At 46.5% G+C, this 22874-nt stretch carries 19 protein-coding genes and 2 tRNA genes; 15 read left to right on the forward strand and 6 right to left on the reverse strand.

The annotated features are described in order from the left end of the window. The first annotated feature begins 285 nt into the window (after positions 1-285). From ASN18_RS12250 to ASN18_RS12260, 3 genes are read left to right on the forward strand one after another with little or no spacing between them, the layout of a single operon-like run. Entirely contained in the window at positions 286-2760 is a 2475-nt protein-coding gene (locus ASN18_RS12250; protein WP_085053040.1) for an ATP-dependent Clp protease ATP-binding subunit, read from the forward strand. Beyond that, complete coding sequence (locus ASN18_RS12255; RefSeq protein WP_085053041.1) at positions 2760-3290, forward strand: TlpA family protein disulfide reductase; 531 nt, start codon at positions 2760-2762, stop codon at positions 3288-3290. The genes ASN18_RS12250 and ASN18_RS12255 overlap by 1 nt, the downstream gene beginning before the upstream one ends. A gap of 3 nt (positions 3291-3293) precedes the next feature. Continuing rightward, positions 3294-3911: a DUF4416 family protein gene (locus tag ASN18_RS12260; protein ID WP_085053042.1), complete on the forward strand. Its 618-nt coding sequence runs from the start codon at positions 3294-3296 to the stop codon at positions 3909-3911. Here ASN18_RS12260 and proB read toward each other — a convergent pair. Together proB and ASN18_RS12270 are read right to left on the reverse strand one after the other, a co-directional pair. After that, positions 3880-5010, reverse strand: a complete 1131-nt coding sequence (proB, locus tag ASN18_RS12265; protein ID WP_085053043.1) for a glutamate 5-kinase — start codon at positions 5008-5010, stop codon at positions 3880-3882. The two genes, ASN18_RS12260 and proB, sit on opposite strands and share 32 nt — an antisense overlap. Before the next feature lie 9 nt (positions 5011-5019). Further along, entirely contained in the window at positions 5020-6102 is a 1083-nt protein-coding gene (locus tag ASN18_RS12270; protein ID WP_085053044.1) for a 3-methyl-2-oxobutanoate dehydrogenase subunit VorB, read from the reverse strand. Positions 6103-6218: 116 nt separating this feature from the next. Here ASN18_RS12270 and ASN18_RS12275 point away from each other — a divergent pair, with 116 nt between their 5' ends. From ASN18_RS12275 to ASN18_RS12285, 3 genes are all read left to right on the forward strand, one after another. Continuing rightward, a complete protein-coding gene (locus ASN18_RS12275; protein WP_236861720.1) occupies positions 6219-7274 on the forward strand; it encodes an AI-2E family transporter in 1056 nt (351 codons plus the stop codon). Between the two features lie 77 nt (positions 7275-7351). Then, on the forward strand, positions 7352-8659 hold the full coding sequence (locus ASN18_RS12280) for a diguanylate cyclase (RefSeq protein WP_236861721.1): 1308 nt from the start codon (positions 7352-7354) through the stop codon (positions 8657-8659). 60 nt (positions 8660-8719) lie between these two features. After that, positions 8720-8793, forward strand: a tRNA-His gene (locus ASN18_RS12285). A 22-nt stretch (positions 8794-8815) separates the two neighbouring features. Here the strand turns inward: ASN18_RS12285 and ASN18_RS12290 are convergent. Genes ASN18_RS12290 through ASN18_RS12305 form a run of 4 tightly spaced genes read right to left on the reverse strand, consistent with a single transcriptional unit; the run spans position 8816 to position 13048 of the window. Further along, positions 8816-9982 (reverse strand): ABC transporter permease, encoded by a 1167-nt coding sequence (locus ASN18_RS12290; RefSeq protein ID WP_085053058.1) that lies wholly within the window; start codon positions 9980-9982, stop codon positions 8816-8818. Beyond that, complete coding sequence (locus tag ASN18_RS12295) at positions 9982-11142, reverse strand: ABC transporter permease (RefSeq protein WP_085053046.1); 1161 nt, start codon at positions 11140-11142, stop codon at positions 9982-9984. Before ASN18_RS12295 ends, ASN18_RS12290 begins: the two co-directional genes overlap by 1 nt. Continuing rightward, positions 11124-11843 carry an ABC transporter ATP-binding protein gene (locus tag ASN18_RS12300; protein WP_085053047.1) on the reverse strand — a complete coding sequence of 240 codons (720 nt, stop codon included), beginning with the start codon at positions 11841-11843 and terminating at the stop codon, positions 11124-11126. Before ASN18_RS12300 ends, ASN18_RS12295 begins: the two co-directional genes overlap by 19 nt. Before the next feature lie 2 nt (positions 11844-11845). Beyond that, positions 11846-13048, reverse strand: a complete 1203-nt coding sequence (locus tag ASN18_RS12305; protein ID WP_085053048.1) for an efflux RND transporter periplasmic adaptor subunit — start codon at positions 13046-13048, stop codon at positions 11846-11848. Between the two features lie 124 nt (positions 13049-13172). Between ASN18_RS12305 and ASN18_RS12310 the strand changes: the two genes are divergently transcribed. The 9 genes from ASN18_RS12310 (at position 13173) to ilvD (ending at position 22470) form a co-directional block, all read left to right on the forward strand. Continuing rightward, a tRNA-Arg gene (locus tag ASN18_RS12310) sits at positions 13173-13245 on the forward strand. A gap of 51 nt (positions 13246-13296) precedes the next feature. Next, positions 13297-14946, forward strand: a complete 1650-nt coding sequence (gene hflX / locus ASN18_RS12315; RefSeq protein ID WP_085053049.1) for a GTPase HflX — start codon at positions 13297-13299, stop codon at positions 14944-14946. Beyond that, the gene (locus ASN18_RS12320; RefSeq protein WP_085053050.1) at positions 14936-16000 is read left to right on the forward strand and encodes a radical SAM/SPASM domain-containing protein; all 1065 of its coding nucleotides are present in this window, start codon (positions 14936-14938) and stop codon (positions 15998-16000) included. The genes hflX and ASN18_RS12320 overlap by 11 nt, the downstream gene beginning before the upstream one ends. A 24-nt stretch (positions 16001-16024) precedes the next feature. Then, positions 16025-17044, forward strand: coding sequence for a uroporphyrinogen decarboxylase (gene hemE / locus ASN18_RS12325; RefSeq protein ID WP_085053051.1), 1020 nt, complete (start codon positions 16025-16027; stop codon positions 17042-17044). Between the two features lie 44 nt (positions 17045-17088). Further along, positions 17089-18006: an RpnC/YadD family protein gene (locus ASN18_RS12330; RefSeq protein ID WP_157072972.1), complete on the forward strand. Its 918-nt coding sequence runs from the start codon at positions 17089-17091 to the stop codon at positions 18004-18006. Positions 18007-18138: 132 nt separating this feature from the next. Then, on the forward strand, positions 18139-19083 hold the full coding sequence (gene hemH, locus ASN18_RS12335) for a ferrochelatase (protein ID WP_085053053.1): 945 nt from the start codon (positions 18139-18141) through the stop codon (positions 19081-19083). Positions 19084-19129: 46 nt separating this feature from the next. After that, the gene (gene hemG, locus ASN18_RS12340) at positions 19130-20500 is read left to right on the forward strand and encodes a protoporphyrinogen oxidase (protein ID WP_085053054.1); all 1371 of its coding nucleotides are present in this window, start codon (positions 19130-19132) and stop codon (positions 20498-20500) included. 57 nt (positions 20501-20557) lie between these two features. Then, positions 20558-20782: a DUF465 domain-containing protein gene (locus tag ASN18_RS12345; RefSeq protein ID WP_085053055.1), complete on the forward strand. Its 225-nt coding sequence runs from the start codon at positions 20558-20560 to the stop codon at positions 20780-20782. A 23-nt stretch (positions 20783-20805) separates the two neighbouring features. Beyond that, on the forward strand, positions 20806-22470 hold the full coding sequence (gene ilvD / locus ASN18_RS12350) for a dihydroxy-acid dehydratase (RefSeq protein ID WP_085053056.1): 1665 nt from the start codon (positions 20806-20808) through the stop codon (positions 22468-22470). Positions 22471-22874: the final 404 nt, after the last annotated feature.

Genomic DNA, 22874 nt, shown 5'->3' on the forward strand with positions numbered 1-22874 from the left:
CGGGGAGATAATATAGAACGGACGTTGAAAGAATTAGACGTTAAATATTTGGAAATAAAAGATACATTGAAACGCGCCGGTTTATTGTAAAAATTGCTGTAAATTAAATCGGGTAATCTCGTATGCGTATGCCCTGGCTAATATATTTGTTGACATTACAGTGTAAAAACGTTTATTTTATAACAGTGTGAAGAGGGAGCTATAGCGTGAGAATGAGCCTTTAATAACGCTGTGTCGAGGCCGAGTAAATAACTTAAGCGGCTGAGACGGCTGAGGTGACAAAATATGTTTGAGAAATTTACTGAACGAGGACGAAAAATAATAATATATGCAAAGGAAGAGGCTGAAAACAGGCAGAACGATTATCTTGGCACAGAGCACGTACTACTTGCTATACTAAGGGATAAAGATGGTCTCCCTGTGGCAATCCTAAGAAAGATGGGCCTTTCTACCGAGCATATCAGAATAGAAGTAGAGCGTAATCTTCCGGCGGGTACAAACCTCCTGACTTTCGGAGAGATTCCCTTTACCCCGCGCGCCAAGAAGGTACTTGAGCTTTCCGTAGAAGAGGCAAGACTCCTTGGGCACAATTACATCGGCAGCGAACACCTGCTGCTGGGGTTGATAAGAGAAGACGAGGGGATAGGCGGTAAGATATTAAGAAACCTTGGGGCTAATCTCCTGGGCGCAAGGCAGCTTACAATAAATCTGTCCATGCGGACTCAGGCCTATACCAAGATGAAGAAAAATGCAACGCCAGCCCTTAACGAGTTTGGCAGAGACCTGACGACAATGGCACAGGAGGGCGTTCTTGACCCTGTCATCGGCAGAGAAGACGAGGTTGAGAGAATCCTTCAAATTCTTGGGCGCAGGATAAAAAATAACCCTGCAATCATCGGAGAACCCGGAGTTGGCAAAACTGCTATCGTAGAGGGGCTTGCGCAGAAAATAGCATCAGGCGACATCCCTGAGAACCTCGCAGGAAAGAGAATCATTGCCCTTGACCTCGGTGCCCTCATTGCAGGCACAAAGTACAGGGGGCAGTTTGAGGAACGCCTGAAGATAATCATGAAGGAGATAAAACAATCCGACAACGTCATATTATTTATTGACGAACTCCATACGTTAATCGGGGCAGGGGCTGCCGAGGGCTCGGTAGATGCCTCAAGTATGTTAAAGCCTGCGCTCTCAAGGGGTGAGATTCAGTGCATTGGGGCTACTACGTCATCGGAATTCAGAAAATATATTGAGAAAGACGGAGCGCTTGAGCGTAGATTTCAGCCCATTTTTGTTGAGCCGCCGACGGTTACAGATACAATAAAAATACTCTCCGGCCTTCGGAGCAGATATGAAACCCATCACGGCGTAAAACTTGCCGATGACGCACTGACTACGGCTGCACGGCTTTCTGACCTTTATATATCAGACAGAAACCTTCCCGACAAGGCCATAGATGTAATTGATGAGACAGGCTCAAGGATTAAGCTTAAGAGGTTCACACCTCCCATAGAGCTAAAGGATATAGAGAAAGACCTCGAAAAGCTCAATAAAGAAAAGGCGCTTTTCCTCCGCCTTAATGACATTGAAAAGGCGGCTTCGGTACGAGGAGAAGAGGAAAAACTAAAACGCATCTACGATTCCATCCAAAGAAAATGGCAGGAGAATCTCAACAGCGAAGTCCCTGTGGTTATCGAAGATGACATCACATATACGGTATCGAAGATGACCGGCATACCGCTTTCCAGACTTGAAGAAAAGGAGACCGAACGCCTCCTGCACATGGAGGCAGAGTTACACAAACGGGTTATCTCGCAAAACGAGGCAATAGAGGCCGTAAGCAAGGCTATCAGGCGCTCGCGCGCTGGTATAAAGAGCAGAAAAAAACCTATTGGTTCGTTCTTCTTCTTAGGACCGACCGGGGTAGGCAAGACTGAGCTGGCAAAGGCGCTGGCGGAGTTTCTCTTTAACGATGAGAAGGCACTTATTAAAATCGACATGTCCGAGTACATGGAAAGGTTCAACGTGTCAAAACTCACCGGTGCACCCCCGGGATATATTGGTTACGAAGAGGGCGGGCAGCTTACGGAGAAGGTCAGAAAGAAGCCCTATTCGGTATTGCTTTTTGATGAGATAGAAAAGGCACATCACGACGTATTTAACGTCCTGCTTCAGATACTTGATGAAGGGGTGGTTACTGATAATTACGGTAGAAAGGTGGATTTTAAAAATACCGTTATAATCATGACATCGAATCTTGGCGCGAGGATTATCGAGAAATCAACACCGCTTGGATTCCACAGGAAGGCAAAGTCTGACATATATACAAAGATCAAAGATAATGTCATGGACGAACTTAAAAAGACGTTTAACCCTGAGTTTATCAACAGGGTTGACGACATCACCGTGTTTCATCCGCTGGACAAGGCTGACCTCTATGCAATCATCGATTTACTGATAGAGGAGACGAACTTACAACTGATAGACCATGACATAGCAATTGAACTGTCAGATGAGGTCAGGGAATGGATTGTCGAAAAATATTATCAGCCTGCCTATGGGGCAAGGCCGATGAGACGAGCCATTCAGAAAGAAATAGATGACCCGCTCTCTGAGGAGATACTAAGAGGCAGATTTAAAGATGTACGCACAATAAAAATAGTCCTCAGAGATAATGCCCCCGTGTTCATCGGGGTTGAAGATATGCTCTATATACCTGTCGGCGTAACCCCCGCTGAAGTAAACCCCGCTGGAGTTAATTGATGAAGACGAAGATGATTATATTCATGCTTATCATTGCCGCAGGGATGTTCATAGTGCAAGCTGGCAGACACGAGGGCAAGCGTACCTCCAAACAAGCCGTAGAGGGTCAGGAAGTACCACTGTTCAAGTTCAGTACATTAGACAAAAAGGTAATCTCAGCCGAAGATTACAGGGGCAGGGTGGTTGTCCTTAATTTCTGGGCGTCATGGTGTACATCCTGCATCGGTGAGATGCCGTCTTTTCAGAGGTTTTATGAAACCAACAAGTCAAACTCATCGCTTGCCGTAATCACTGTCTTGTACAGGGACAGTATCGAGGAGGCAATGAAGTTTATGACTAAAAATAAGTACGACCTGCCCGTATTCCTTGATGAGAAAAGCGCCAATGCCCGCGCCTTCGGTCTGACAGGGGTACCTGAGACATTTTTCATAGACAAGCAGGGAAAACTGTTTAAAAAGATACTTGGCCCTATTGAATGGGAATCTGCCGCTATAAAAGATTTAGTCAACGAGCTTCTCTCTAAGGGTTAGCCGATGCCCAGAAGGGCAAAGTCTGCGCGTACAAAATCATCAGCCGTCGGGGATGCGCCAGTGCAGTCATCGAAATTTAACCGCATGCGCGCAGACTCAGAAGATACGCTCCTGTTTGCCGGTCTCTTGTACGCCGAAGGCCGTCCTTATGAACTAATCAAGGAGCGGCTTGTTGAATTATTTTGTCCAATCAAACTGGAGTCCGCTCAAAGGCCGTGGGATTACTCTGTATACTATAACAACGAACTAGGCTCCCCAATAATGAGGCGTTTTGTAATCTTCGACACACTGATTCGTTCTGAGACCCTGCCCGATATAAAACTCAAGACCAATGAACTGGAACAAAGCCTGTCGGTAAACGGCAAAAGGCAATACAACATAGACCCGGGCTATATCACCCTGTCAAAGCTGGTACTGGCGACGACAAAAAACTATGCCCACAGGATTCACCTGCGCGGCGGCATATATGCCGAGGTCACACTGCTTTACAAGGGCAGCGCATATGTGCCCAATTGCTTTACCTATCATGATTACAGTGACACCGAATCTATAGAATTTTTTAAGCAAGGCAGGGCGCTGATCCATAATGCTATAGTATCGTCATATTGTCTCGGTGGATGACCTCGTCGGAGTATTTGTAGCCAAGCACTCCTTCTATCTGCGCGGTCTTAAGACCGATGATTTTTTGCAGCTCCGCACTGCCGTAGTTTACAAGGCCCTTAGCAATTTGTCTGCCTCCGGGGGCGATACAATAAACAGCGTCGCCTCTGTCAAAGTCGCCGGAAATTGATTTAATCCCTGAGGGCAGGAGGCTTTTCCCGCCGCTTAAAATGGCCTTCGCAGCACCATCGTCAAGCGTAAGCCTGCCCTTAGAGCGGATGCCAAAGGCAATCCAGCCCTTTCGCGCACCGTGCTTCTTTGCCGCCGGTTCAAAGCGTGTACCTGCCGTGCTGCCATCAAAAATCTTCGTTAAAGCTCCCTCAGATTTACCGTTTACTATGTTAACGGTGATACCATCTGCTGTTGCTATCTTTGCGGCCATGAGTTTTGACGACATGCCCCCAGTGCCGCATGTGCTTGATGAACCACAGGCGACTTTCTCATGTTCGGGTGTGATTTTTTTCACGAGCGAAATTATTTTTGCTGCTTTATTATTACATGGGTCTGCGTCATAAAGGCCGTCTACATCGGACAGTATCACAAGCCGGTCAGTGTTGAGCAGTGAGGCAACAAGGGCAGCGAGGCGGTCGTTGTCGCCGAATTTAAGCTCGTCTACAGAGACGGTATCGTTTTCGTTGATAATGGGGATGATATTAAAATCAAGCAGCGTTCTCAGCGTGTTTCTGGCATTTAAATAGCGCCGTCTGTCTGAAAACACATCCCGTGTGAGCAGCACCTGTGCAACTTTTTTATTATACGTGCCGAATGCCCTCTCGTAAGCCCAGACCAGGGAGCTTTGCCCGGCTGCCGCTGCCGCCTGTTTAATGTTAATTTCTTTAATCGGTCCTTCGATGCCGAGCTTTCCCCTTCCTGCGGCCACAGCCCCTGATGATACAATTACAGCTTGGTGACCAATGTCGCGCAGTTCTGATATATCGTGTGCCAGACGGTTAATAACTGCCTCGTTGAGGCCCTCCGGTGTGGTGATGATACTGCTTCCAATTTTAATAACTAAAGTTTCTTTCTGGGTTTCTTTCCGGGTTAGGGTTGGGGTTTCCACTGGGAGGCGTTAGTATATAGCTTTAATTTTGTCGTATATTTCGTTTGGCTTTATCATCGCTCCACCTGGTCTGCCGTAGAACAGCACATCGGCCTGACCGTTAATGGCAAGTCTGACGTCTTCTATCATCTGCCCTGAGTTAAGCTCTACGACGAGGACTTTTTTTCTGCCCCCTGATACCAGCGTAGTCAGCGCCTCATCCGGGTATGGAAACAGGGTGATTGGTCTGAACAGACCGACTTTATATCCCTCGCGCCTGAGTGCAGTAACGGCAGAGTATGCGATACGGGCGGCTGAACCGAAGGCTGCCACTACTACATCGGCGTCTTCTGTGTATATGGACTCGGAGCGCGTCTCTTCTTTTTTCATCATATCGTACTTAGCCTGCATCTTGAGGTTATGGTTTTCAAGCTCATTGTCGCCCATGAAGAGGGTTTTTATTACGTTTGGTTTTCTATTTAGGCAGCCCGTTAGTGCCCATGTTTTTTCTGGAAGGGCGGGCATTATGTGAGGATTTGGTGTAAAGGGTTCCATCATTTGCCCAAGAATGCCGTCTGCAAGTATGAGTACGGGGTTTCTGTACTGGTCAGCCTTGTCGAAGGCGAGCATTGTGAGGTCCCACATCTCCTGAACATTATGCGGTGCGTAGACTAACAACCTGTAGTCGCCATGACCGCCGCCTTTGACGGCCTGAAAGTAGTCAGCTTGTGAGCCTGATATATTGCCAAGCCCCGGGCCTCCGCGCTGAATATTGACAATCAGGGCAGGCAGTTCTGCCCCTGCAAGGAATGACAATCCCTCCTGCTTGAGGCTTATCCCCGGAGAAGAGGACGATGTCATTGCCCGCACACCTGCTGCCGCCGCCCCGTAAACCATGTTAATGGCGGCAATTTCACTCTCTGCCTGGATGAATATACCATTGACGTCAGGCATTCGCTCGGACATGTACTCGGGTATCTCGTTTTGAGGTGTTATTGGATAGCCCGCGTAGAAGCGGCAGCCTGCCTCAATAGCTGCCTCTGCGATGGCCTCGTTACCTTTCATCAACACCTTTGACGACGGTGATTGCTTATTTATAATCCTATTCCCCATATTCAAACTAATCTTGTTTTGTTAATCCAGCATATGCTAAATCCGCACGACATTATAACATAGCGGTGTTCTTAGCCGCAACTTCTAAATTAGCAATTTAGCGGTTGTATTTACTTATGAATGAAATGTATAATTCTTTCATGGACGCAGACAAGCCTGTTAACGAGATTGTCATATCAAACTATGATATAGCTGCATGGGTTATAGTTGTAATACTGTTGTTTCTAGTGATAAATCTTCATTTGTTGTCTGCCTTACTGAGCGGGCTGCTTGTCTTTGAGCTTATACATGTGCTTTCCAATAAGATCAAGGTCAAGGGGCTTACTAGTCGTGCCTCCAAGATGATAGTTGTAGCGCTGCTTGGGATTGTCGTTGTAACGGTTGTGCTGTTAGTGTCGTTGGGCATTGCTGGTTTTTTCAGAGGCAGTTCAGGTAATGTTCAGGTTTTGCTTCAGAAGATGGCCGATGTGATTGACAATTCCCTGAGTTCACTTCCCGTGTGGATTACGAACCACCTGCCGACGGACGCTGAAGGAGTTAAGAGTTCCGTATCGGAGTTACTGCGTAAACACGCTGCTGAACTTCAGTCAGTGGGTAAACAAGCGGCCAGAGTTGCAGCCCATGTTCTTATTGGAATGGTTATGGGGGTGCTCTTAGCATTGAGTGAAATCACCGATGAGCAGAGCCACGGGCCGCTGGCGAAGTCCCTGTTAGAGAGCATTTCAAGGGTTGCCTTCTCATTTAGGCGTGTGGTGTTTGCTCAACTGCGCATATCTGCTATAAATACAACTTTATCGGCTGCCTATCTTGCCATAATATTGCCATTACTTGGGATACATTTACCATTAATCAAGACGATGATATTAATTACGTTTCTTGCCGGTTTACTGCCGGTTATAGGGAACCTGATTTCCAATACGGTAATTATAGTTGTAAGTCTGAGCAATTCGTTTAACGTCGCAGTGGCATCGATGGTCTATCTTGTAGTTATTCATAAACTTGAGTATTTTTTGAATGCTAAAATTGTCGGCACACAGGTAAAATCAAAGACATGGGAGATACTGATTGCGATGCTCGCAATGGAGGCTGCGTTTGGTCTGCCTGGCGTCATAGCTGCCCCAATATACTACACATATCTCAAGAAAGAACTTACAGACAAGGGGCTGATCTAAAGAAATCTCCCCATCCCGAATATGACTTGGAGACAGGCGGCGGACATGAAGAACAAATGGTACTGGGGGAGGCAGCAATGACCAGGAAAGTATTGATAGTGGGCAGCAACAGCGATGACATGTTGCAGTTGACGAAGTTGCTTGAGATGGTTTGCGGCGATTTTCAGGTTGATACCGCCACTTGTTCCACAGATGCAATATCTTATATGGAAAGCAACAAGTATGAGATATGCCTGTTTGAATACCGGCTCTCCGATATGAATGGCATAGACCTCTTACGCGCTGTTAGAAAAAAGGGGATTAACTATCCAGTGATATTCCTGACCGATGCATCCGACCACAATGTTGTTGTCAAGGCCATGAAAGCCGGTGCTTTGGATTATCTTCAAAAGACTGATTTATCGCAGGAGACGCTCTGTCACACCATAAACGCTGTTATGGAGCTATCCAGGAAAAACGAGGAGATCAGGAATATGAAGGATTTTTATGCCGACGTTATCGATGGTGTGGCCGAACCTATAATGGTAATAAACCTCAGCTATGAGGTCATTTTATTAAACAGAGTAGTACGTGAGAAGTACCCTTTGCCGTCGGAAACAGAAGAGCCGCGGCTGTGCTATCAGGTTTCTCACTGCTGCGATAAACCATGTGATGGGACAAACCATGTCTGCCCGCTAACTCTGGTTTATGAATCAGGGCATTCGATAAAAGTCGTACACGAACATTATCAGAGAGATGGTGAAGTGAGATTTATTGAAATTTTGGCCTCCCCTCTGAGAGGTTCAGACGGCGAGATTTATGCCATTGTAGAATCCACACGTGATATAACTGAACGGAGAATTGCCGAAATTACGTTAGAGTTTAAAGTCAATCATGATTCTCTGACAGGACTTCCCAACCGGCTTTTATTTAATGACCGCTTATGTCAAGCAATGGCTATCGCTAAACGCTATAAAAAGATATTTGCCCTGTTGTTTTTAGACCTGGATAATTTTAAGGATGTCAACGATAATTTGGGACATGAGACAGGTGATTTATTACTTATTGAGGTTGGCAAACGACTAAGAGAAAGCGTGCGTGAGTCTGATACCGTTGCCAGGCTTGGTGGTGATGAGTTTACAGTTATCATCCGTAATGTAGAAGATATAAACTCTGTAGCCCTGGTAGCTGATAAAATTAAAGATAATATTTCGAGGCAGTACACGCTGAACTCCCACACCGTATCTATTGGAGTAAGCATCGGTATCTGTTTATATTCAAACGACGCTACAAATGCTGAAGTGCTTATGAAAAGAGCAGACTCCGCCATGTACCACGCAAAGAAATCTGGAAGGAATTGCCATCAGTTTTATACCGGTGGTTCGTTAATAGAGCCAGGAATTTAGATTCTCTCATTCAAGATTTGACATCGAAAACAGTTCTATGCTAATATTATAGAGGATTCGGTGAGCATAGCTCAACTGGTTAGAGCACTGGACTGTGGCTCCAGTGGCTGGGGGTTCAAGTCCCCTTGCTCACCCCTTCAAACTTCATGGCGAACATCAGGCGTTTCTTAGTGAGTCCACTATATTCATTCTGGATGCCTTAATAGCAGGTAAAACCCCTCCGGCAAATCCCATTATCAGGGAAAATGCAAACCCCGACAGGACTATCTCAAAGTTTAGAGAAAACGTAAAGGCCAGTTCAGAAAATGTCTGCCAATTCATAGTGGATACAGTAAAGAACTGTAAAAATGACGCAAAAAATAATCCTGCAATCCCTCCAACACCCCCTAACAGCAGTGATTCAGAAATAAATGCCATAAGTATGCTAACGCGTCCGAATCCCAGTGCCCTGAGAGTTCCGATTTCGGCAGTTCTTGTTGCCGTTGCCGTGTACATGGTTATCATTGCCCCGATTATCGCCCCAAGGGAAAATATCAGGGTCAGGGATATCCCAAGAATCGTTAGAAACTTTGACATCATCTCAGACTGCTCCTCGTAGTAGAGATTTTCACGCTTAATGTCAACTTTAAGGCGCGGGTCGTGGAGTATCCTCTCCTTTACACCATCAAACTTATTGCCGCTGTTTAGTTTAAAAATAACTGAAGAGTATACGTTTCTCTTAAAAAACTGAGAAAGCACATTTACATCACCCCAGATTTCAGAGTTAAACCCTCTGTTTTCGGCGTCAAATATGCCCACCACCACCCAGTCCTGCATTGCAAAACGAAACGTCTGTCCAATCTCCGCTGCATTAAATCCCTTTGCAATACTCTTTCCTATTGCAATCTCTGTTGAACCGGCGCGGGGAAATCTGCCCTGACTGAGTTTAACCACAGGTCTTAGCTTATATGACTTGTCCGTTACGCCGCGAATTGCCACATTAGCCGGTTTCCCGGTTATTTTCTTAGGAAGACTTACGAGTATTACCAATTCTCGTGCAGAGAGTTTTCTGCCGTCAACATCTGTTTTTGCACTGGAGTGGCTTTCTATAATGTCTGCATCCTCATGTGTTATCTGGCTTTGCATTTCCACCCCTGCCGATTTCCTCAACACTACGACGTTATCTGATGAACCAGTTGTAACAAGTGTTTTGACAAGTCCATTGGAGAGCATCAGCACCGCTGCAAACACAAACACAACGAGACCCATCCCTAAGGCAGTCAGGGTTGTGGTCAGACGCCGCCTGAGAAGGTTTCTCAGTGAATACTGTAACATCAGCCCTATCATGCAACAGCCCTTAAACCATCCGCTATCTTTATCTTAAGCGTGTACCAAAGCGGTATGATGCAAGCCAAAAGCCCCACAGCAACTGAAATCACGGCATCCAGGAGTATTGTCTGCGGTGATACAATAAAAACCGGCAAATATGCTGACATATAATCACCAAACTCTTTGACAACCGGAAATGTACACGCTATCGCCAACACACCCCCGGCTGTGGTTATAAACAGTGATTCTCCGGCTATCATCATAAATATATATAACGGTTCAAATCCAAGACTCCGAAACACCGTGTACTCGCGAATTCGCTCACGCACGGTCATTGCCATCGTGTTGCTAACGACAGCCAGTATTATAAATATCACAAGGAAAGAGACCATTTGAACCGCACTTAGTATTGCCTCAGTCATAGAGACAAAACTCATCTGAAACGCCTTTTCAGTTTCGGTAAAGGTCTCGGCCATCGAGTTCTTAAACAATTTATCAATTCGTTGAGATACTTCGGCGGCAAGTTCAGGTTTAGTGATGGCAACAATGTACCACCCTATTGAGTCTGCTGCTTTGGTTATGTTCATAGCTTTCAACTTTTCGTTAAGATAATCCCAGTGAAAGATAAACTGTGTCTCGTCGGTGTTTTTATCTCGTCCCTTATATATCGCCCGTATTGTGAATTCCCAGGTTCCGGGGAAAATCGTCCCCCGCAAACTAACAGTGTCGCCAATCTTCCAGCCGAATCTTCTGGCGAGTTTTTCACCAACAACGGCTCCTTTTCTGTCAGTAAGCAGGGCTTTTCTCTGTTGCTCGGCAATCATAAACTCAGGATAAAGCCCCAGAAACGATTTCATATCCATAGCAAAATTGGCAAAAAAGTTTTTCTCATCGATATATATGCCGCCAAACCAGTTCCCGCATGACACGCCTGAGACACCTTCAACCTGCCTGATTTTTTCCTTATATGAAAGCGGCAGAAAGAAATTCAATGAAATGGCATTACGCGTAATGAGGCGGTTTGCAGCGGCTGCGTCAACACCGGCATACCACGCATCTACCATTGTACGCAGCATCCCAAACGCTAACACTGCTACTGTGACTGCAAGCATTGTCAGCGCCGTTCGCAGTTTGTGCCGCAGTGAGTTTCTGACTATCAGCTTAAAGAGGAACAACTGTGTTTTCCAGATTGTGTGATGGTGGATTCGGTAAGGACGCCCTTGTCAAAGTTTCTGATGATATGAGCTGTTTCTGCCGCCCTGGGGTCATGGGTTACCATGATGATGGTCTTGCCGTGCTGAGTATTTAGTGTTGTCATAAGTTCTAAAATATCTTTGGCGCTGTGGCGGTCAAGGTCACCTGTAGGCTCATCTGCAACTATTATTGTGGGGTCGGTGACAATGGCACGGGCTATGGCAACACGCTGCTGCTGCCCACCGGACAACTGAGACGGGTAGTGCTGGGCTCTATCAAGGAGATTAACCACGCGCAGGGCCGACGCAGCGTGCTCAAGCCGCTGCCGCTTGCTAAGGTTTGTAAGAATGAGCGGAAGTTCCACGTTCTCTTCTGCACTAAGCACAGGGATAAGGTTATAAAACTGAAAAATGAAACCCACATGGGTTGCCCGCCAGCGGGACAGTTCACTGTCGCTTAGTGCCGTAATATCCACGCCGCCAACTCGTATTGTGCCGGTCTCGGCGGTATCTATTGCCGCAATCAGATTTAAAAGTGTACTCTTACCCGAACCTGATGGCCCCATCAAAGCTAAAAACTCCCCCTGTTCTACAGACAGGCTTAAGCCTTCAAGCACAGGAATCTTCTCGCTTCCACGCACATACGATTTCCAGACGTTTTCTATTTCAACTATAGGGTTAATTGTTACTTCTCTTTAATTTTAATCTTTTGGCCGTCTCTGAGTTTCGATATATCACCAGAGGCCGTCTTATCGCCAACCCTGAGGCCCTCTGTGATTTCTACCAAATCGCCATATATCTCGCCGGTCTTTATTGCAGTTTCCCTAAGCGTGCCGTCCTCTGTTATGACAAACACCGACTGCCTGTGTTTTGAAATTACAGTTGCATTGACGACAATGCGGGGGTGTTTTTCAGAGTCCGTGACTGCTCTGGACAGAAATGCAACCTTTGCACTCATCTCTGGAAGGATTCTCTGGTCTTTTTCAATAAAATTCACCTTAACGGTGATGGCCCCCTTTGTCCTGTCTGCGGTGGGGACTATCATATGCACATCGCCGCGCAGTCGTTTATCAGGTATGGCATCGAGGGTTATCTCACATGGCTGAGTTGCTTTGATCTTCTCTATGTTGGATTCTGAGACGTCCACCTCTACCATCAAGGAGCTTAAATCAGCGATGCTGACTACGGCGGCCTTAACGTTTGCAGTGGCGCCAAGTGGTGTGATAATATCCCCAACATCGGCGTTTTTTGTAAGAACCACTGCGTCAAAGGGGGCGCGTATTATTGTGTATTCAGCATTTACGGCAGTTGAGCGGAGGGCTGCTTGTGCGGCAGTGATTTTTGACTGTGCTGCATCTTTTTGAGCGACCGCAGTTTGGTATTTCATCAGGGCATTGTCGTAGTCCGCACGGGAGACATAATTCGCTTCGGAGAGCTTTTTAATTCGCTGGTAGTTGAGTTCTGCATTTTTAAGCTGTGCCTCTGCAAGGTGGAAATCGTGTTTTGACACCTGAAGATTTGCCGCTGCCTGGTCTTTTGCTGCAACCACGTCGTCGTTTTCAAGTCTTGCTATGATATCGCCTTTTTTGATACGGCTTCCCTCTTCGACATTAATAGAGATCAGCCTGCCCGTGATTTTAGATGAAACTGCCGCCCTGCGCTCTGCAACCACATACCCGCTTGCGTTTAATACCGTAACAGACTCAGACGGGTACATAAGCGACACTACTGATGAGTCAACCGCTAAAACTCTGGCCACCCTGACGTAATAACCAGCAGCAGCGACTACCACCAATGCTATGATAATGACAAGCGCCTTGTGCTTCTTTCGTTTAACAAAAGATGTGCTTTTATCTATTTTTAGTTCACTGAGCAATGTATCAGACATAACAGTTAATCGCAATTATATCATATTAAGCTGTTTTTACAACAGAATCGAAAATTTACAGTGCTGTGCTGCCGTGTGTCACTAATTGACATAAGTGGAAAGGTCCCTGTAGAATCAACCATATGCGCCTGTAGCTCAGGGGATAGAGCGGAGGTCTCCGGAACCTCAGGCCGGAGGTTCGAATCCTCTCAGGCGCGCTTACTCACTATGACAAACATTGTCTTTACCAACTATGCTAAAATACCTCTATGGTGGTTTATGGCAATACGCAGGGGATAAAGAAAAAGTCCGTCACAGGGCTTGAGAAGATTTACCGCCGAAAGGTTCCACCAGACAGGATTATCTCACAGGAACTTGCCCGCTATCTCACTGAGTTGTCCTCAGAGATTAACAGGCAGCTTGGGGTGCTTATTACACGCGGCGGCACAGTCAGCCATGTCATTGTCGGCGACGCTGGTTCAATATTTCTTCCTGAACTCTCGGCATACCCGCTTGGAAAAAAATACCTCCGCGGACTCAGATTTGTCCATACACATCTGAAAAATGAGCCGCTCACCCACGACGACCTCACAGACCTCGCCCTGCTGCGCTTTGACTATATTGCCGCTATCGGCATAAGAGATGCCCTGCCAGACAGGTTTTATACCGCTCATTTGACCGCCAATATTGGCGATAAGCCATATGAGATTAACCCGGCTGTTAATTTTTATAACGATACAATTGATTTCCTTGCCCACATCGGGGCAATAGAAGAGGAAATGGGGCGGCAGCGCCCACAAGCGGCAGACTCAGCCGCTGAAAAGGCCATCATTATAGCAGTATCTCAGGCGCCGAAACATGAAATTGAAGAGGCCCTTGATGAATTACAGGAGCTATGCGCCTCAAGCGGTATTGCCACTGTTGACAGGGTCATTCAACGCCCAAAGGAGATTAACCCAAGATACCTGCTTGGTGCGGGAAGGCTCAGGGACTTAATTATAGACGCCCTCGCAAAGGGGGCAACCCTCCTTGTGTTTAACGAAAACCTGACGCCCTCTCAGTCGCTGGCCATTGCTGAGTTAACAGAGATAAAGGTCATTGACCGGACAGCGCTTATTCTTGACATCTTCGCGCGCCGCGCCATGAGCCGTGACGGCAAGGTACAGGTAGAGCTTGCCCAGTTGAAGTATCGCCTGCCTCGCCTCACAGGTAAAGGCACCGCTATGTCACGCCTCACCGGTGGCATCGGAGGGCGCGGCCCTGGTGAGATGAAACTCGAAATAGACCGCCGCCGCGTCAGAGACAGAATAAATATTCTCGAAAAAGAACTTGAGAAACTCTCAATGGCGCGTAAACAACGCCGTGCCCGCCGCAGCAACAGCACTCTGCCAATCGTCTCCATCGTCGGCTATACAAACGCGGGGAAATCAACCCTGCTTAACAATCTCACCGAGAGTGCCGCCTTTGTCGAGGACAAGATGTTTGCAACTTTAGATACCTCCACACGGCGTCTCCGATTTCCCGAAGAAAGAGATGTTATTATAACCGATACGGTTGGCTTTATTAAGGACCTGCCGCGTGATCTTATCACGGCATTTAAGGCAACCCTTGAGGAGCTTGAAGATGCCGATACACTCATTCATCTCGTTGATGCATCTAATCAAAGATTTGAACAACATATCCAATCTGTAGAAACAATATTGAAAGACCTGGGGATTGACTCAAAACCCACTTTACTTGTGTTTAACAAAACAGATAAAATCCATGAGGATGAATTAGAGGGTATATTAAGGAGATATGGGGCAGTTGGCATATCGGCTATTAATCCTTCGACATTCGGGGCGTTGCTTGAGACACTGAAAGAGAGGGTCTTTGGACGGCGTCATCATCAAGAGGCGGAGGGGACAGATGAAGTTTGAACCAAAGTGGATAGCGTGGGAGATAACACGGCGGTGTAATCTGCGCTGCGTACACTGCCGCTCATCAAGTGAGGCCGCCGTAAGCGGTCATCCAGATTTTTCGTTTGATGAGGCTTGCCGCGTCCTTGATGATATTGCAGGCACAGCCAATCCCGTTATTGTACTTACTGGTGGTGAGCCGCTCATTCGTGAAGACGTGTTTGATATAGCCAGATACGGTGCATCTAAGGGACTTCGCATGTGTCTTGCCACAAACGGGACACTGGTAACTGACGGCATCTGTGCCGCCATAAAGGACTCCGGCATTAAGATCGTATCCCTAAGCATCGACGGCCCAACAGCAGAGATACATGATAATTTCAGAGAACACAAAGGCGCCTTTGACGGCACAATTCAGGCAGCGGGGTTGTTTAAAAAACACGGTATAGAATTTATCATTAACTCATCTTTTACAAAGAGAAATCAGGCAGAAATCCCTGCGGTTTATGAACTGGTCAAAAAACTTGGCCCTACGGCGTGGTATATGTTTATGATAGTACCAACGGGCAGGGGGCTTGATATAATGGATGAGCTTATATCAAAAGAAGACTACGAAAAAATCCTTAACTGGCACTATGACATGGAAAAAAATGAATCAGACATACTTGTCAGGCCTACATGTGCCCCACACTATTATAGAATAGTCCTGCAGCGTGCGAAGACTGACGGCGAAAAAATGAAGCAGCGTACATTAAAATTCTCAACCGGCGGCAGCAAGGGCTGCCTTGCAGGGCAGTTGATATGTCTTATCGATGTAGATGGCAGGGTGCTGCCCTGTAGTTATTTCCATGTACCGGCTGGGAATATCAGGGAGCAGCCGTTTAGAGAAATTTGGGACAACTCCGCGCTGTTTAAGGACATGAGAGATTTCAAGGGCTATAAGGGCAGGTGTGGCAGGTGTGAGTTTCTCAAGGTATGCGGAGGATGCCGTGCTAGGGCATATTCAATGTGCGGCGATTATATGGAAGAAGAGCCATTTTGTGGTTATCAGCCGACTAAACTGAATAAACACTGAATAAACAAGGAGGCAAGCTGTCCCATGAATAACACATTTATATATGCCTGCGCAGGCATGAAGACGGATTATACGCCTGTGTGGATTATGCGTCAGGCGGGGCGCTATCTGCCTGAGTATCGCAAGATTCGCGCGAAGGTAGATTTTCTGACCCTTTGTAAGACCCCGGAGCTGGCGGCAGAGGTCACTGTACAGCCGGTTGATATACTTGGTGTTGATGCGGCGATTTTATTTTCAGACATCCTGATACCCATAGAAAAAATGGGGCTGAAGCTAAAGTTCTATGAAAAGAAAGGTCCGAAATTCAGTAATCCCGTCAGAACCCAAAAAGATGCAGATAGGTTAAAAATTATAAACCCGGACGAGGATGTCCCCTATGTGCTTGAGACAATAAGGATACTTTGCAGGGGGCTAAAAGTCCCGCTCATTGGTTTCTCAGGCGCCCCGTTTACGGCGGCTACGTATATGATTGAAGGTGGCAGCTCGAAAAACTTCCTCGAAACCAAGCGAATAATATACAACGACCCCCAACTTTATCAATCATTGATGGAGAAGATAGCAGAGACTACTATTGCATATCTCTCTGCACAGATAAAGGCCGGAGCGCAGGCCGTACAGTTATTTGATTCGTGGGCGGGGGCGCTTTCGCCGTCGGATTATGAGACTGCGGCGTTTCCCTATGCCAAAAAAGTAATTGAGGCATTAAAACCCCTTTCAGTACCAATCATATATTTTGTAAACGACTGCGCTGGTATCCTTAGTATTGCGTCAGAGGCGGGGGCGGATGTAATGGGTGTGGATTGGAGAATTGACATGTCAGAGGCAGTTATAAAAACACATAGACACACCATACAAGGCAATCTCGACCCGTGCGTACTTTTCTCAACGAAAGGCCATATAAAAGAAACGGCGTTAGAAATACTCAAAAAGGCAAAAGCGGCAAGGGCACATATATTCAACCTTGGACATGGTATCCTGCCAGAGACGCCGCCTGAAAACGTAAAGACCCTTGTTGAAATAGTACACGAGGCCAGTGCTATTTAGAAAACACATGGACAGTGATTTCTAATCTTTCTATCGAGGACAAAGTGCATAAGAAATATGACCTGACACTTAAGGACTTGCTTAAAGACATACCGGTTAAGTTTCTTAAAATTCTTACAGGGTATGAAAATGGTAAATTTCTCGATTGCCAGCTTCCCAATATTCAACTTAATGAAATGGATTTACTCATAGAACTCCCTGATGGCAGCCTTCTGCACCTGGAAATTCAGAGTACTAACGACATGGAAATGCTCAAAAGAATGTATCTTTATTCAGCGCTTGTTTATAATCAGTACGAGAAACTGCCCAGACAGGTGGTTTTATATGTGGGAGATAAACCCATCAACATGAAAAATAAAGTAGGCAGTTATTCATATGAATTACTCGATATTCGGGACATCGACTGTTCAGAGCTGCTGCAAAGTGATAAACCCGAAGATATTGTGTTAGCGATATTATGCAAATCGGACAATATGGACATTACTATTGCCAAAATCTTAGAGAAATTGTCCATGTTACCGTTAAAAATAAGGAAAGACTACATTTTGAAATTGCTATATCTATCAGACTTACGAAAGTTGTATAATAAGGTTACTCAGGAGGTAAAGAAGATGCCTATAACGATTGATATAAATGAGAGTGATTTATATAAGGAAATCTTTTTTAAGGGCAGAGTTGAGGGCAGAGTCGAGGGCAAACTGGAAGGCAAAGTTGAAGGCAGAGTCGAGGGCAAACTGGAAGGCAAAGTTGAAGGCAGAGTCGAGGGCAAACTGGAAGGCTTACTTGAGGGGATTGAGTTAGGACTTGAACTCAAATATGGTTCAGCCGGGCTTGAGCTGATGGATATAGTTCGCATTATATCCATTGTTGACAAATTAGAGGAATTTAAAAATATTATCAGGAAATCTGATTCGTTGGATAAATTGAAGGAATTTTTGGGGAAAAGTAATGCACAATCGTGATGCGAGAGATATGCTATAGTCTGATTCAAAGGGGCGAAGCCCCATAGATGGGGTGCAGGGGACAAGTTCCCTGCCGGGAGTTTGAGGGCAGAGCCCTCATTCTTTAAGTTGGTTCTGTTACGAGGGTGATTCATGGAGACTATCGGTGTATTGTTACTAAACCTTGGCGGTCCTGATTCGCTTGATGCCGTGCGCCCATTTCTTTATAACCTGTTTTCTGACAGGCTGATAATAAAACTTGGCCCGCCGTTTATGCAAAGGCCAATAGCAGCCCTGATAGCTGCAACAAGGGCAGAGAAAAGCCGCTCCATGTATGCACAAATAGGCGGCGCCTCACCGCTTTCCCGCATCACCATAGACCAGGCAAAAGCACTGTCAAATGCCCTGAGTCAACCGCAGTTTGCCGTATTTACAGGTATGAGATACTGGCATCCATACATAGAGGACGCAGTGAAAACGGCCTATGACTCAGGCATAAGGGAATTCATTGCCCTCAGCCTTTATCCACATTACAGTCTTGCCACAACAGGCTCTTCATTTGGTGAACTTGAGCGTGTGCTGTCAACGAAATATCCTGCCAGATGCAGGTATATAAGATCGTGGCCTGATAACCCCCTCTATATTGCTGCCCTTACTGAGCTTATTAATGAGGGGATTGCAGAGTTTGATGGCAGATACCCACATATAATCTTCAGTGCCCACGCACTGCCGGAGTATTTCATTACGCAGGGTGACCCCTACGTTACTGAGATAAACAAGACTATAGACGCCCTCAGACCGGCACTCAAGGGCCGCGAGATTCACCAGTCTTACCAGAGCAGAAGCGGCCCGGTTAAGTGGCTTGAACCATCAACAGAAGTCACTATCGAAATGCTCGCCGGGGACGGTATAAAGGACATACTTGTAGTGCCAATAAGTTTTGTCTCAGACCATATAGAAACTTTATACGAGATAGATATTTTCTATAGGGATTTTGCATTAAAACGTGGTATAATCCTAAAGAGGGTTAAATCGTTAAACACGCACCCTGTATTCATACAGGCACTAAAAACCCTCATTAACGAAGTACTTGAATAATAAGGTAGGGGCGGATGAAACATAAGAACTTCCTGCACATAGGAACATGAAAACAGCGATAATTGGCGGTGGTATATCAGGGCTTGCCCTGGGATTCTTATTGAAGGACGCCTGTCCTAGCGGTAGTGTAACCATATATGAGGAACTAGCGCGTCCGGGCGGTAAAATCTGGACTGAAAGACAAAATGGCTTCCTGCTTGAGGGCGGCGTAAACGGCTTTCTCAATAATAGACCAAAGACCCTTGAGCTTGCGGCAGCCCTTAATCTCATGCCGCTTAAAAGCAGCGACAAGGCACGAAAGAGATATGTATACTCACGCGGCAGGCTTAATCTCATCCCTGAGGGTGGATTGGATTTTTTTAAATCTGACTTGCTCAGTGTTCAAGGCCGACTGAGGATAATACTTGAGACCATAGCGCCGCGCTCTACTTCCGCTGATGAGACGCTTTCTGAGTTTGCCATCAGGCGGCTTGGCCGCGAGTCATATGAGACGCTGATAGACCCGATGGCATCGGGCATCTATGCAGGGGACTCAACACAGTTGTCACTAAAATCGTGTTTTCCGAAGATATATAACCTTGAGGCCAAATACGGCAGCCTGATACTTGGAATGCTCAGAATGAAATGGGCAGCAAGGAAGACAGGTAAGAGCGTATCAGCCGGACCTGGCGGCGTGCTGACCTCGTTTCAAAATGGGATGGGTACATTAATCGACGCCCTCGCTGAAAAACTCGGCAGCGCCCTTGTCAATAACCGGCGCGTTATAGCAATAGAAAAGAAGGCCAATAAGTATCAAATCTATTTCAAAGATTCCCCGCCGGAAGAGGCAGACATACTGGTACTGGCAGCCCCGGCACACACGGCAAAAGATATGTTAAAGGGACTTGACAATGGTATATCAGAGTGTCTTGCAGAAATCCCCTATCCATACGTAACGGTAGTCTCAATGGCATTTAAGCGTGAGGCGGTCAGGAGCAATTTCGATGGGTTTGGTTTTCTAATCCCATATAAGGAAGGCAGAAAGATTTTGGGGACACTATGCGACTCAAGTACATTTACAGGCCGTGCGCCAGAGGGGTATATGCTCTTTCGCACGATGCTTGGAGGGGCAAGGGCATCAGATATTGCAGCCCTCGATGACGAGAAAATTATTGATACCGTATTTTCTGAGCTTTCTGATATAATAAAAGTAAAAGGGCAGCCGGAATTGGTAAAAATATTCAGACATGAACGCGCCATACCACAGTATAACAAAGGGCACGCTGCCCGATTAGACACTATCAATGAGTCCCTGAAGGCGCACGACGGACTCTACCTCCACGGAAACTCATACACAGGAATAGGCGTAAATGACTGCATTGAAGCGTCATACTCGCTCTGCAGCACAATAATGGGGAGATACCGTCTTATAAGGTGATAAATCATGAGGGCTACTAAGGGCCCTGCTATAATACGTTAACGTAAGGAGGCCATAATGACGGAAGAGGAAATCATCGAACGCCTGAGACAGCAAAACGAATTATTCAAGCAGCTAGAGGAAGACCACAGGACCCTTGATACACAGATTGACGAAATTGACAAGAAGAGATACCTGACAACAGAAGAGGACATCAGACGAAAGGAACTGCAAAAGACCAAACTCTACAAAAAAGATAAAATAGCGGAGATGATAAGGGAGTACAAACGGTCGCTGAATTAGTTCAAATAAGGAGACACGAGATAATGCGAAGCGATAAGATAAAAAAGGGTGTGGACAGGGCGCCGCACCGGGCGTTGCTTTACGCAACAGGTATCCCGAAGACAGAAATGAACAAGCCCTTCATAGGCGTTGCAAGCAGTTTTACCGACGTAATCCCCGGACATGTGGGTATGAGGGAGCTTGAGCGTTTTATAGAGAAGGGGGTTCACACGGGAGGTGGGTATCCATTTTTCTTTGGAGTTCCCGGCATATGCGACGGAATAGCTATGGGGCATAGCGGGATGCACTATTCGCTTCCATCAAGAGAGCTGATAGCAGACATGGTAGAGACAATAGCAAACGCACATCAGTTTGACGCACTGGTATTACTAACTAATTGCGATAAGATAACCCCTGCAATGCTGATGGCCGCAGCACGTGTAAACATACCATCAATAATTGTAACGGCCGGGCCGATGCACTCCGGCTATCTCAAAGGAAAGCGACTGTCGTTGGTTAATGACACGTTTGAGGCCGTCGCACGGCACAGGCAGGGCCTGATAGGGGATAAAGAATTAGGTGAGCTTGAGATGTGTGCCTGCCCGGGTGCGGGTTCGTGTCAGGGCATGTATACGGCCAACACGATGGCCTGCGTGACGGAGTCCATTGGGATGTCTCTGCCCTACTGCGCCTCATCTCTGGCCATATCTTCAGAGAAAAAACGCCTTGCCTTTGAAAGCGGCAGAAGGGTAATCGAGCTGGTGAAAAAAGGTATAACACCCAGAAAGATAATGACGAAAAAGGCATTTGAAAATGCGATAAGGATTGACACCGCACTTGGGGGCTCAACCAACACGGTGCTTCATATACCGGCGATAGCCCACGATGCAGGTGTGAAACTGCCTATAGATGTATTTGATGAGTTAAGCAAGACCACACCACACATAGCCAACATGCTCCCAGGCGGGCAGCACTACCTTGAGGACTTACACCATGCTGGGGGAATCCCTGCGGTGCAAATGCGGCTCTCGCACCTTTTGCACGACCATATCACAGTATCGGGCAGAAAGGTATTTGAAATCATAGGAGACGCGGCCATTGTGGATGAGGAGGTAATCGTACCCATCGAAAAGGCATACCACGCACAGGGCGGCATAGCGATAATGAAAGGGACGCTTGCCCCGGGCGGCGCCGTAGTGAAACAGTCGGCGGTGATAGAAAAGATGATGAGATTTGAGGGCACGGCGCGTGTGTTTGACTCAGAGGATGAGGCGATAAAGGTAATACTGGAAGGGAAAATCAAGCCTGGCGATGTAGTGGTGATAAGATGTGAAGGCCCAAAAGGCGGCCCAGGTATGAGGGAGATGCTGACATCTACGGCGGCAATTGCCGGTATGGGGCTTAGTGAATCAGTAGCGCTGATAACCGATGGCAGGTTCTCCGGCGGCACGCGCGGCCCGTGTATCGGGCACGTATCACCAGAGGCTATGGAAGGCGGCCCGATAGCAGTACTCAGAGACGGCGATATAATAAGTATAGATATACACGAAAGACGCCTCGACATGCTGGTTTCAGAAGAAGAAATAAAACAAAGGTTTAAGGGTTGGAAGCCCGCAAAGCCGAAGATAACGACCGGCTACTTATCAAGATACGCCCAAATGGTAACCTCTGCGGGTACGGGCGCCATAATGAAATCCTTCGGGGATTGATACTTTTGACTGTTGACTTGAGAGTACTTCTGCACTCTCAAGTTCTTGCAGCAACCTCAGGGCTGATAATATTGGTTTAACATAAGATATTGTCTAATTTCATAAATAAGCGATATGTGTCATGCTTCACGGCATGAGGCATTTATAGCCAGAAAAAGGTAATAGACCTTAGATTTTAAGAATTACCGATGTGGAGTAAAATTCATATAAATATTTGTTGACATATGTTTAATTTTAATGTTACTATGCAACAGGGAATTTAGAGAATCTGGGAGGCAAGGTGTATTACATACCTCGTGATATGTTTGTTAGGAAAGGTCAGTTGGCACGGATTTTGCTCTCTCTCTCTCTCTCTCTCTCTCTCTCTCTCTCTCTCTCTCTCTCTCTCTCTCTCTCTCTCTCTT

Origin of the sequence: Candidatus Magnetominusculus xianensis (assembly GCA_001541255.1) — a bacterium.
In the GTDB taxonomy this organism is placed as follows: domain Bacteria; phylum Nitrospirota; class Thermodesulfovibrionia; order Thermodesulfovibrionales; family Magnetobacteriaceae; genus Magnetominusculus; species Magnetominusculus xianensis.